Annotated in this window: 9 protein-coding genes; 3 read left to right on the top strand and 6 right to left on the bottom strand. The window is 67.3% G+C overall.

Annotation, left to right across the window (positions count from 1 at the left end):
* Positions 1 to 27: 27 nt before the first annotated feature.
* The 4 genes from EIZ45_RS12090 to EIZ45_RS12075 all read right to left on the bottom strand — a co-directional run bounded on the left by EIZ45_RS12090 (position 28) and on the right by EIZ45_RS12075 (position 4,907).
* Positions 28 to 1,143: an ABC transporter substrate-binding protein gene (locus EIZ45_RS12090; RefSeq protein ID WP_134664801.1), complete on the bottom strand. Its 1,116-nt coding sequence runs from the start codon at positions 1,141 to 1,143 to the stop codon at positions 28 to 30.
* Between the two features lie 16 nt (positions 1,144 to 1,159).
* Positions 1,160 to 2,926 carry an iron ABC transporter permease gene (locus EIZ45_RS12085; protein WP_037817915.1) on the bottom strand — a complete coding sequence of 589 codons (1,767 nt, stop codon included), beginning with the start codon at positions 2,924 to 2,926 and terminating at the stop codon, positions 1,160 to 1,162.
* 161 nt (positions 2,927 to 3,087) lie between these two features.
* Entirely contained in the window at positions 3,088 to 4,137 is a 1,050-nt protein-coding gene (locus tag EIZ45_RS12080; protein WP_134664803.1) for a histidinol-phosphate transaminase, read from the bottom strand.
* An 89-nt stretch (positions 4,138 to 4,226) separates the two neighbouring features.
* Positions 4,227 to 4,907 carry a FadR/GntR family transcriptional regulator gene (locus tag EIZ45_RS12075; RefSeq protein WP_037817913.1) on the bottom strand — a complete coding sequence of 227 codons (681 nt, stop codon included), beginning with the start codon at positions 4,905 to 4,907 and terminating at the stop codon, positions 4,227 to 4,229.
* A 166-nt stretch (positions 4,908 to 5,073) separates the two neighbouring features.
* Between EIZ45_RS12075 and EIZ45_RS12070 the strand changes: the two genes are divergently transcribed.
* The gene (locus EIZ45_RS12070) at positions 5,074 to 6,246 is read left to right on the top strand and encodes a M20 family metallopeptidase (RefSeq protein ID WP_134664805.1); all 1,173 of its coding nucleotides are present in this window, start codon (positions 5,074 to 5,076) and stop codon (positions 6,244 to 6,246) included.
* Positions 6,247 to 6,454: 208 nt separating this feature from the next.
* Here the strand turns inward: EIZ45_RS12070 and EIZ45_RS12065 are convergent, their stop codons facing one another.
* The gene (locus EIZ45_RS12065; RefSeq protein ID WP_134664807.1) at positions 6,455 to 8,065 is read right to left on the bottom strand and encodes a thiamine pyrophosphate-binding protein; all 1,611 of its coding nucleotides are present in this window, start codon (positions 8,063 to 8,065) and stop codon (positions 6,455 to 6,457) included.
* Positions 8,066 to 8,139: 74 nt separating this feature from the next.
* Between EIZ45_RS12065 and EIZ45_RS12060 the strand changes: the two genes are divergently transcribed.
* Together EIZ45_RS12060 and EIZ45_RS12055 are read left to right on the top strand one after the other, a co-directional pair.
* Positions 8,140 to 9,291, top strand: a complete 1,152-nt coding sequence (locus tag EIZ45_RS12060; protein ID WP_205670031.1) for a CdaR family transcriptional regulator — start codon at positions 8,140 to 8,142, stop codon at positions 9,289 to 9,291.
* A 55-nt stretch (positions 9,292 to 9,346) separates the two neighbouring features.
* Positions 9,347 to 10,723: an aldehyde dehydrogenase family protein gene (locus EIZ45_RS12055; RefSeq protein ID WP_134736049.1), complete on the top strand. Its 1,377-nt coding sequence runs from the start codon at positions 9,347 to 9,349 to the stop codon at positions 10,721 to 10,723.
* Positions 10,724 to 10,782: 59 nt separating this feature from the next.
* Here the strand turns inward: EIZ45_RS12055 and EIZ45_RS12050 are convergent, their stop codons facing one another.
* A complete protein-coding gene (locus EIZ45_RS12050) occupies positions 10,783 to 12,393 on the bottom strand; it encodes an FAD-dependent monooxygenase (protein WP_240690719.1) in 1,611 nt (536 codons plus the stop codon).

Genomic DNA, 12,393 nt, shown 5'->3' with positions numbered 1-12,393 from the left:
CTTTCTCTTCGGCCGGGAGGCGAGGTGCTACTTCTTGAACGCCTGGGTGATGAAGTCGAAGTACGGCTTGTTGAACGCGGGGTCGGGGTTCGAGAACGGCAGCCGCGGCAGCTTGTCGAGCGACGGCAGTCCCGGCGGGCCGGGCGCGGTCGGCGTGCGGCCGTAGGAATTGTCCTTCTCCGCCAAGGCTTTCTGGCCTTCCGGCGAGTACAGCCAGTTGACGTAGAGCTGCGCGGCCTCGGCGTGCGGTGCGTTCTTGATCAGGCACAGTGCCGAGCGCGCCATGTAGTTTCCGCCGTCCTCCAGCGGGAACACCATGTCGATCGGCGCGCCCTTCTTCTTCTGCGCCTCGAAGTAGCCCTGGTACACGGCGATGCCGACCGGGAACCGGCCGCTGGCGACGTCTGTGGGCACCATCGGCTCGGATTGAGATATCTGCAGGTCCTGCGCGGCGAGCTTCTCCAGGTAGGAGCGGCCCCACTTCTTCTCGTTCTCCGGCAGCATCAGCGATTCGAGGATGTACCGGATGCCGCCGGGCACGGTCATGTCGCCGACCGCGATCTTGCCCTTCCACTTCGGGTCGAGCAGGTCGTGCCAGTTCTTCGGCGCGTCCTGCTTCTGCACCTGATCGGTGTTGTAGACGAAACCGAAGTAGCGCAAGGCGAAATAGGTGAGCCGCCCGTCGTTGTCGGTCGGGATCTTGAACCCGGGGTCGGCGGTGCGCACGTCCGCGGTGGTGCAGATGTTCGGTTTCGCCGCCGCCTGCGGGGATTCGCCGCCGACGTAGATGTCCGCGATCCGGTTCCCGCTCTGCGCCTCGGTGTCGAGCTTGGTGAGGATCTGCGCGTCCGCCTGGTCCTGCGGGAGCAGCTTGATCCCGGGGAAGCGCTTGGTGAACACGTCGTTCATCGCCTGGTTCGCGGTCACCCCGGGCCCGTACAGCACGAGCTGGGTGTGGTTGGCCGCGAACGCCTTGTCGTACAGCTCGTTCATGTATTTGTTGGCCGCCGCGGACGCACCGGGGACCTCGACCGGGGTGCTCGACTTGGTCGCGCCCGCCGACGCGCAGGCGGTGAGCGAGACGAGCAGCCCGGCGGTGAGCACCAGCGCTGGCGCGCGCAGTTTCGTGCGGGAGAACTTCATTGTTCTTCCTCTCGGGTCAGTGGGTGATGCGGGAGAACGAGCCGGACAACTGGTCGGTGCGGCGGCCGAGGATCCGGCCGCCGAGCTTGACGGACACCGCGGCGAGCGCGAGGACGGCGAACGCGGCGAGCAGGATGATCATGAACAACGCCGCGCCGCGGGACATCTCGCCGGTGAGGAACTGCTGGAAGGCGGTCAGCGAAACGGGTTCCAGCCCGGGCGGAGCCAGCAGCATCGGCACGGCGAGGTTGCCCGAGATGAACAGCGCGGAGAGGAACCAGCCGGCCAGGAAGCTCGGGATGACCAGGCGCAGCACGATGGTCACCAGCACCCGGCCCGCGCTCGCGCCGGACATCCGGCCGGCCTCCTCCAGTTCGGGCGACAGCTGGGCGAGCGCGCCCTCGGCGATCCGGCTGGACACCGGGATCGTGGCGACGACCAGCACGAGCGTCATCAGGAACGCCGAACCGTAGAGCCCGCGGAACGCCGGGAGGTAAAGCACGGCGAACATGTAGGCGAGGCCGAGCACGACGCCGGGCAGCGCCCACGGAATCCAGACGGCGAACGAGGTGTAGCTGCGCAGGAATCCCCGGCGCCGCGCGGTGACGTACGTCGTGAGCAGCGCGATCGAGATCGAGCCGAAGCCGCCGATGACCGCGAGCCACGCGGTGAGCGCGAGGCTCGAGCTGAACTGCGGGTCGGTGAGCATCGTGACGTAGTTGTCCAGGGTCAGCCCGGTGCTCATCACCCCGAAGATCGGCTGCAGGCTGCCGAGCACCATCGCGAACAGCGGCAGCAGGAAGTTCAGCAGCACCACCACGACGATCAGCGCGGACAGCACCCAGCGGATCGGGCCCAGCTCCTGCGGATCGCGCCGCGACGTCTTGCCGGTGAGCGTGGTGAAGCTGCGGCCGCGCAGCATCCAGCGCTGCGCCAGGAACAACAGCAGCACCAGCAGGATCAGCACGAGCGACAGCGCGAACGCCTTGGTGTACTCGGCTGGCGCCTCATCCCGGACGTAGTGATATATCTGCGTCGAGAAGACGTAGATGCCAGCCTGGCGGCCGATCAGCTGCGGTCCGTCGAACGACTGGAACACCAGCACCGCGATCAGCAGGGCCGCGCCGGTGATCGCCGGGCCGACCGACGGGATCGTGATGGTGAAGAACGTGCGCACCGTGCCCGCGCCGCTGATCGCCGCGGCCTCGTCGAGCGACTGGTCCCGGTTCTTGAACGCGCCGAGCAGCAGCAGGTACGCGAAAGGCATGTAGCCGAGCGACGTCAGCAGGATCAGCCCGCCCCAGCCCTGGATGTTGATCAGCGGACCGTGCGTGCCGAGTTCCCGGCCGAACTGGTTGAGCAGGCCGTTCTGCGCGTTGCCGAGCATGATCCAGCCGAGGGTGTGAAACAGCGGCGGGACGAACAGGTTGATCACCATGATCGGCGTGAGCAGCTTGCGGCCGGGCACGTTCGTGTTGGCCGCGATCCAGGCGAACAGCCCGCCGCCGGCCACCGAGATGGTGCCGCACACGACGACCAGCACGATCGAGTTCCACAGCGTGTGCCACGTTTCCGGGGCTTCGAACGCGGCGAGCAGGCCGCCCATGGTGAACGGCATGTTGTCCGAGGGCAGCCCGTCGCGGAAGGCGCCGAGCACGATCATCGCGACCGGATAGACGAAAATCAGCGTGAGCCCGGCGAGCAGGGTTGCTTTGAGCACACCGCCGGTCACCGAGCGGCGCATCGACGCTCGCCGGTCGTGCTCGAAAAGGCGCTCCGTCACTGCAGTCGTTCCTTCCTGCGAGCGGCCGGTTGCCCGCCGCGGGGACGAACCGCTCCGTCCGTCCTGCCGGTTAGCGTAAGAACTCGGGTGCGGCGGCTCATCGAGCGGCTCTCCGAAGTCCTTCCGGTTTCCTCCGACACGGTGTCGGAGGAAACCGCTGATCAGATCAGGGCGGCGAGCACCGCGTCGTTTTCCTCGGGCAGCCCGATCGTCACGCGCGCCCCGCCCGCCTTCGGGAACGGCCGCGCGAGCACGCCGCGAGCCTCCAAACGGGACAGCAGGTCGGCCGCGTTTCCCGGCAGGAAAAGGAAATTCGCCTGGCTCGGCACGAAGGCGACGTTCGCCGCGGTCAGCGCGGCCTCGACCCGGGCGCGTTCGGAGACGATGACGGCGGTTCTTTCCTTCGCCACAGCCAATCCTTCCGCGCTCAACGCCGCGATGACCGCCGCCTCGGCCACGCTGTTGAGCGCGAACCCGACAGACGTGCGGCGCAGCGCCTCCGCGATCCGCGGTGCGGCAGCGGCATAGCCGACGCGGATGCCCGCCAAACCGTGTGCTTTGGACAGTGTCCGCAGCAGCACGAGATTCTCGAACTCGTCGAGCAATCCGACAGTCGCGTCCACTGGTTCGGCGGACACGAACTCGCGGTACGCCTCGTCGACAACAACCAGCACGCGCGACGGGACGCTTTTCAGGAAGTCGCGGATATCCTCGACCCCGCGCAGCCCGCCCGTCGGGTTGTTGGGATTGCAGAGGTAGACAATGCGGGTTTCCGGGCCGACCGCGGCGAGCATCGCGTCGAGATCCATCGCGCCGTTCGCGTCGAGACCGACCTCTGTGGACTCCGCGCCGGCGAGCGAGAGCGCCGCCGCGTACGCCTCGAAGGACGGTGCCGGGCGCACGCCGTGCACGCCGGGTTCGCAGACCAGGCGGGCGAGCGCGTGCAGCAGCGTGCCGGACCCGTTGTCGATCGCGATGCGCCCCGCGTCCAGACCCATCGCCTCAGCGACCGCGGCGCGTGCCGCGGCACGGTGGTAATCGGGGTAGCGGTGGGCATTCCGGGCCGCCTCGGTCATCGCGGCGACGATGACGTCCGCGGGCGCCCACGGCATTTCGTTCTGGGACAAGCGGATCGGCGGCTGCGCACCGCGGGACGAGCGATCGGGGGCGGCGAGCACGCGGTCGACCACACTGCGGAGCTCCAGCAGCATGCATCCTCCTCAAGCCGGACGATTAACTGTAATGAATATACATAATTCTGAGCGCGTGTACATCCATCAAGTTCGCCCGGATCAAGATCTCAGGAAGGCCGAGCTGCCACGGCAGGCCGGCGGTGTCGCGAAATCGCCGACTCCGCCAGCTCGTGGTCGCGCTTCATGACCGCCTCGGCGAAGTCGAGGTGCGTCCGCAACCGCTCCTTCGTGGTCGGCGCGGTGACGCCCTCGAGCTTCGCGGCGATGATGTAGTCGACGAGATTCGTATACAGGCTGCGCAAAAGCTCGTTCGGCGACACCTGCGCGATCCGCGCGTGCAGCGCCCAGATCGCCGTCGGCGCCTCGGCGGAATCCCAGGCGGCCTTCAACGTGTCGGCGCACGCTGAGATATCAGCGATGTCCTCGTCGCTCGCGTTCTCGACGGCGTCGTGCAGCACCGAACCGTCGAGCGCGTCCAGCACGCGCAGGCAGTTCTCCACGGTCGCCTTACCCTCGCGCAGCTGGAGCAGCTGATCGCTCAGGTGCGTGAACGGCGAACGCGTCGCGACGAAGATCCCGCCGCCCGGCCCCGGCTTGGCATCGACGATGCCGCGGGCGCGCAGCAGCTGAATCGCCTCGCTCAACGTCGCCGGAGCGACCCCGAAGCGCGCCATCAGCTCCTGACGGCGCCCGACGAAGTGCCCGGCGCTCCAGCCCTCCGAGACGATCTCGTCCTCGAGCGCGCGAGCGACCTGGACGGCAGCGGCGGTGTTCGTGATCTGCGGCAAGGGTCCTCCGAAGTACTCGGTCCGGTGACGTCGCCGACGCGGGTCACGCGTAGTGACAGATTAGAGGCGCACCGGAACCCCGAACACCCGGCATCGTCTATATTGATTGTAGACATTAGACGCATGCGTCACCAGCGCGGCACGCACCGTTGCCTAAGGAGCCCCCATGCCGGTTTCCGCCCCCGCTGCCCTTCACTCAGAACTGGTCGCACTCCGCCGCACCCTCCACGCCCACCCCGAAGCCGGGTTCGCCCTCCCGCACACCCAGCGAACCGTCGTGTCCGCACTGTCCGGACTGGACCTCGAAGTAACCCCAGGCCCACCCGACTTCACCTCAATCGTCGCAGTGCTGCGCGGCTCCCGCCCAGGCCCCTCGGTCCTCTTGCGGGCAGACATGGACGCCCTGCGCGTCACGGAGGAAACCGACCTGCCGTTCGCATCTCAGACGCCCGGGTTGATGCACGCCTGCGGCCACGACCTGCACACAGCCGCACTAGTTGGCGCAGCAAAACTCCTGAACGCCCACCGAGACGAGATCGCCGGCTCGGTTGTCTTCATGTTCGAACCAGGCGAAGAAGCCGGCGGCGGCGCACAACGCCTGATCGACGAGGGAATCCTCGCAGGCGTCGAAGCTGCATACGGCATCCACGTCCTGCCAGGCCGCTCCGGCGTATTCACCACCCGCCCCGGCTCGATCATGGCCGGAGCTAGCAGCCTGACGGTACGAGTACGAGGCCGCAGCGGCCACGGCTCACGACCGCACCAAGCGGTGGACCCAGTCCCAGCCGCAGCCCAGATCATCTCGGCCCTGCACACCTACGTCACCCGCCGGTTCCCGGTCTTCGACCCAGTTGTGCTGTCAGTGACCAAAATGCAGGCAAGCGACATCATCAACGCAATCCCAGACGAGGCAACACTAGCCGCGACGATCCGCGCACTGTCCGCAGAGAGCGTAGAAATCCTGGCCCGCGAACTACCTTCACTAGCAACCGGAATCGCATCAGCCTTCGGCTGCCAAGCAGAGACGGAGTTCCGGTCGGTCTACCCAGTAACCGCGAACGACCCGAAAGCAGCAACACACGCGCTAACCGTGCTAGCCGACCTGTTCGGCACAGAACGAGCCGTACCACTGGAACACCCGATCATGGCATCGGAAAGCTTCTCCGCGGTACTCAACGAGGTCCCAGGCGCCTTCATCTTCCTAGGCACCACACCAGAAGGAATCGACCCAGACACCGCAGAAATGAACCACTCCCCGCGCGCAATCTTCGACGACAACGTGCTCGGCGACCAAGCAACAGCACTAACAGCACTAGCCCTAAGCCACCTACGACCCTAAAAACCGCACCGGTGCACCCACCCATCGAGGCACCCAGCCCCTCCCCCGCACCCCGATACGAAGCCTCCCTGCGGTCTGGGGGTGCTTGTCAAGGCATCTTTCCCGCCTTGACAAGCACCCCCAGACCGTCAGCACAATCAACCTTCGGGGTGCCCCACGCAACCAAGAGGCCAATGTCGCCGCCCGGCGACGAGGCCCGAACCATCCCTCAATGCTTCTCGTGAATCAACGGCCAAGGAGAAGGAAACACCCCCACCGGCACCTTAACCACCGCAGGCCGCCCCGCCGCAATAGCCGCCCCGACCTGCTTCTCCACCGCCCCAGCATCCTCAGCCAGCGCAAAATCCAGCCCAAACGCCCGAGTCAGCAGCTCAAAATCAGGATTAGTCAACTCAGACCCAATAAACCGCCCACCGTAAGTATCCCGCTGAATCCGCCAAACATTCCCAAACCGAGAATCCTCAAACAACACAGTAACCAACGGAATCCCATACTTCTTAGCAGTAGCGAACTCCTGCAAAGACCACCCGATCCCGCCATCCCCGGTGACCGCGACCACCGGCCGCCCCCCAGCCCCCACCGCGGCCCCCAGCGCAGTAGGCATCGCATACCCGAGAGTCCCCTGATACCCAGGCCACACATAAGACCGAGGCGCCTGCACCGGAAACCCGTACGTAGACACATACCCGATCTGCGTCAGCTCATTGACAAAAACCCCGTCCTCCGGCAACACAGCCCGAATAGCGTCCACGAACTCCATCTGCGGCCCAGCCTGCGCCCGAATCCGCGCAGCACAGTTCTCCCGCAACCGAACCAGCTCAGCCCCCCAACCAGCCCGAGGCGACAGCCGCCCAACCAACGCCTCCAACACCGCAACAGCATCAGCATTGACCGCAAGATCCGGCCGGCGCGGCGCGCGAAGATCAGCCGCATCGATATTCACCAACGCCAGCCGAGCATCCCCAATATTCAACTGCTGCCCAAACGGCGTCAGAAACCGGCTACCGAACGAAACCACAAGATCCGCCGTAGCCCGCAGCTCCCACAAAGCAAAGGCAGGCAACGCATGCGGATCCCGAGCATCAATCGCCCCCCGCCCGTTCTCGCTCATCACCACCGGCGCGTCCAGCAGCTCAGCAAGCCGGGCCAGCAACTTGAACGCCCGCGGATCCCGCATCCCCCCGCCGACATGGATCACCGGCCGCTCGGACGCCGCCAGCAGCCGCACGAGTTCGACAACGTCCCGCTCCGGTGCCTCCGGCTCCCGCACCCCGAACGGCTCCCCCGGGTTGAGATCCGCGACCGCGTGCAGCAGATCCGGCCCCAGCTCCAGCGCGACCGGACGAGGCCGTCCAGTCCGCATCTGCCGGAACCCCTCGTGCACCAGATCCGGGATCTCCTCGACCCGCTTGGGCCGCGCCGACCACTTGGTCAGCCCCTGAACCGTGTCCGTCTGCCGGGGAATCTCGTGCAGCGCCCCGAGCCCGGACCCCACGAGCGGCGACGGAATCGTCCCCGCCAGCAGCATCACCTGCGACGAACAGGCGTACGCCGTTGCCATCCCAGCGCCGGCGTTCAGCACTCCAGGGCCCGGCACGACCATCGCCACCCCGGGACGGCCGGAAGTGCGGTAGTAGCCGTCCGCCATGTAGCTGGTCGCCTGCTCGTGCCGCGGAACGACCAGTTCCAGCTCGTCGCGCTTGCGGTACATGCCGTCGGTGAGCCCGTCCAGCTGGACCCCGGGAATGCCGAAGACCGTGTCGACGCCCTCGCTGATGAGCGCGCTGGCGAGCGCGTCACCGCCTGTCATCTGTGCCATGCGGATCCCTCTCGTCAAATGTCTATAATGAATATAGATCAAATCTCGGGCAGCTGGCAACGGAAGAGGCGAGCATGACTCTCGAAGGACAGGTGCAGGCCTACGCCGACCGGCTCGGGCGGCCGATCATCGTGTTCGACGTCGACTTCACGGTGATCGCGTTCAGCGTGCACGACCAGGACGTCGACCACGCCCGGCTGGCGATCATCTTGTCCCACAAAGGATCTTCGCGCGCCCGGGAGTCCATCCGGGACTACCGGGTGGGCCAGGCGCAGGACCCGGTCCGGATCCCGCCGCTCGACGGCGGCCAGTCCCGGCTCGTCGCGCCGGTCCGGCACGAGGGACGGCTCGTCGGCTACCTCTCCTCCACGATCCCCGAGGACGACGAGTCCGCTTACGAGGACGACGACGAGCTGCGCGAACGCCGGGCGCAGATCGGATTGCTGCTGGCCGCGATGGCACTCGGCAACCGGGAAGACGAGGACCGCGCGCGACGCCTGCTCGCCGCGCTCCTCGAAGGCACCGACGACCAGCGCGTCCGAGCCGCCGACGAACTGCTCGCCAGCGGTCTGCTCTCCCCTGTCCCGCACTACACGGTCATCTCGATCGCGACCCCGCCGCGCGCCGAGCCCAGTTCGGCAACCCTCCGCCTCGTACTGGACCGGGCGCTGTCGAGCATCCCGGTCTTCCCCACCTTGAAAGCCGTCGGCGCGGTGCTCGGCAGCGAAGCTGTCTTGCTGGTGCCCTACGAAATCGACACCGCACGACTGTCAGCTCTCCTTGCGCAGCCCGCCTTCTCCGGCCTGCACGCCGGGGTCGGCGGTGCGCACGCGCCGCTGTCCGGTGTACACCGGTCCCTGCGGGAAGCCCGGATCGCCTTGCGCGGCGGCGACGCCGGCTGCGTGGCGCACTGGTCGGAGTTGGGATTGGACCGGCTGCTGCTGCAGCTCCCTCTCGAGGACCTTGATATCTCAGACCTCCCGGATGCCGTACGACGGCTGCTCGACGCGCAGTCCGGGCCAGACCTCGCGCAGACCCTGGAGACCTACCTCGACTGCGGCTGCGACGCCCAGCGCACCGCGCAGACCCTGCACGTCCACCGCAGCACCCTCTACTACCGGCTGGATCGCGTACGCGCGGTCGCCGACGTCGATCTCGCCGACGGGAAGGTGCGCCGCGAACTCCACGCGGGACTGCGGATCGCGACGCTGGCCGGTCTTCGCTAGCCGCCCCGCGTCCAATTGACTATATTCAATGTGAACTTTTACGGAAGGGTCCCGCATGAACGCACTGCTGACCACCGTCTCGGTCGCCGACGACCGCGGACGGCCGATCCTGGACGCCGCGACCCGGGAAGTCGTCGGCCACGCACCGGTGCACACGGTCGACCAGCTCAACGCCGCGATCGCCGCCGCGGCCGAGGCACAACCGTCCTGGGCGGCGCTGGGACACGCTGAACGGTCGCGCATCCTGCACGTCATCGCGGACGACATCGACGCGCACGCCGAGGAACTCGGCGAGATCATCACTGCGGAGCAAGGCAAAGCCGGTGGTGCCGGCGAGGCGCACGGTGCCGCGCACTGGCTCCGGTCCGCGGCGGACACGGTGCTCGAACCGCAGTCGCTGCCGGACGGCGCGGAACAGCATTACGTTCCGCTCGGCGTCGTAGCGTCGATTGGTCCGTGGAACTTCCCGGTGATGATCGCGGTGTGGCACGTCGCGCCGGCGCTGCGCATGGGAAACACGGTGGTGCTCAAGCCTTCCGAGAACACGCCGTTGAGCGTGCTCGCGCTGGCGGAGATCTTCCGCCGCCACCTCCCCGCGAACGTGCTGACCGCGGTCTCCGGCGATCGCGAGGTCGGCGCCGCGCTGGCCGCGCATCCGCGGATCGCCAAGATCGTGTTCACCGGTTCGACCGCAACCGGCCGCCGGATCGTCGAAAGCTCAGCGGGCAACCTCGCCCGGCTCACCCTGGAACTGGGCGGGAACGACGCGGCGATCGTGCTGCCCGGCACGGACGTCGACGCCGTCGCGGACAAGCTGTTCTGGGCGGCCTTCATGAACACTGGCCAGGTGTGCGCCGCGCTCAAACGGCTTTACGTGCACGAATCGATCTACGACGACGTCGTGTCCGCGCTGGCCGAACGCGCGGAGAAGGCACCGATGGGACCGGGGCAGGACAAAGCGAACCGGCTCGGGCCGGTGCAGAATCCCGCGCAGTTCGAGATCGTCTCCCGACTGGTCGAGGAGGCCCGGGCACGCGGCGCCCGGGTCGTCACCGGTGGCACCCCGGCGACGGAACTGGGGCCGCTGTTCTACCGGCCGACGATCATCGCGGACGTCGAGGACGGTGCCGCGGTCGTCGACGAGGAGCAGTTCGGACCAGTGCTGCCGGTGATCCGGTACTCCGAAGTGGACGACGCGGTGCGCCGCGCCAACGGCACCAACCAGGGGCTGGGCGCTTCGGTGTGGGGTGCGGACGCGAACGAGGTCGACGCGGTGGCGCAGCGACTGGAGGCGGGCACCGTCTGGATCAACCAGCACGGCGGCGTCGATCCGGCGATCCCCTTCGGCGGCACGAAGTCGTCCGGCTACGGGCTGGAGTTCGGCGTGGAAGGCCTGAAAGCCATGGCGGCCAGCAAAATCATCCGCCGGTGAAACCAGTGAAGGCCTCCTGGAGGGATTTCCTCGAGGAGGCCTTCACTGTGGGCCGGGGGTCAAGCGCCGCGAAGCTTTTCCCACAACTCGGCCGCAGCCGCCCGATCAGGCGGAGCACCTCGCCACACCACAGTTTGATCCTGACGCACCATCGTGAGGGGACAGACATATTCGTCCGGGAGCGTGTCCACTTCAACGGCCGCGATTGGGATACCTCGCCGTGCCGCTTCACCGGTCAGCACTGAGATATCAACCCCTCGCCCAGCAATCACCGTATAGCCGGGCGAGAAATGGTCGTACAGCGAGGATCCGTCCGCCAGCGTGAAGTGCGGGGCACGGCAACCGGGCACAGTGGACGGTGTGTAGCTGCCCATCGTGTAACCGGGCGCTTCCTCGCCGTCGTAGGCGATGATCGGCGAATCGTGGTACGCGTAACCGTAATTCAGCCCTGCGGCGGCGAACTGCGGCTCGTTCAACTCCCGTACCGCGGCACCGAACGACGAGCGCGCGACCGCACCGACGGGGGTGTCGTCTTCGAGTTCGGCGGGGAGCCCCGGGCGGGCGAGCTTCCGCTGGTGGTTCATCGCGAAGTGCGACACCTGTTCGGTGATCGGCCGTCGCTCGGCCTCGTAGGCGGCCAGGATCCCTTCCTCCGCCCAGCCGGCGAGACGCGCGCCGAGCAGCCAGGTCAGGTTGAGCACGTCCGCGATGCCCGCGTTCATCCCGAATCCGGCGAACGGGACCCACAGGTGCGAAGCGTCGCCGGCGAGGAACACCCGCCGGTCGCGGAACCGATCGGCGAGCAGCCGGCGGGCGACCCAGTCCTCTTTGGACACGACGTCGTACTCGAAAGACTCGTCCACCCCGAGGATCGCGCGGATCGCTTCGTCTCGGTCGACCGCCTCGTCTTCCGAGGCAAGGTAGGTGTGCACGAGGAACGTTTCCGTGCCGTCGATCGCGTACACGTGCCCGACGCGGCGTGAGTTGAACGTGTAGTAGCCCCACGCCCGCGGTTCGTCGGCGGACATCAGCGAATACAGCTTCGGCGCGCGAATGCACGTGGACTGCACGTGCTGCAGCACCGGATCACCGCTGAGCTTCGCGCCGATCTGCTTGCGCACCGCTGAACGGCCGCCGTCCGCGCCGATGAAGTACCGAGCGCGCAGGGTGCGTTCGCCCGAACTGTCGGACACGACTGCCGAGACGGACGATTCGTCCTGGCTCACCGAGTGGAACCGGGTGCGGTTGAGCAGGGTCACGCCGGGGGCGGCAGCGGCGTTCCGGGCGAGGATCGGCTCCAGGAACGTCTGGTTGATCCGGTGCGGCGGTTCCGGTGTCGCCCAGCTCGTGTCGGGGCCGACGCGGGAGGTGTACCGCTCCCCGCTCGCCGGGATCGGGATGCGCGACAGTTCCCGTCCGGTCAGCGAGGTCCGGAACGCGACGTCCTGCGGGTAGTCGCGCGGCAACCCGGCGGCGCGCACCTCGGCCGCGATCCCGAGCCGCCGGAAACTCTCCATGGTGCGCGAGGCGACGTGGTTGCATTTGACGTTCGGCGGTTCCAGGAACTCCCGTTCCTCGACGACAATCACCGACACGCCGCGGCTGCTGAGGTCTAAAGCGGCGACAAGCCCGACCGGACCCGCGCCGACGATGAGGACGTCTGCGTCCAT

Source organism: Amycolatopsis sp. CFH S0740, from assembly GCF_004522315.1.
Taxonomy (GTDB): domain Bacteria; phylum Actinomycetota; class Actinomycetes; order Mycobacteriales; family Pseudonocardiaceae; genus Amycolatopsis; species Amycolatopsis nivea.
This window is presented reverse-complemented; position numbering and strand designations above follow the sequence as displayed.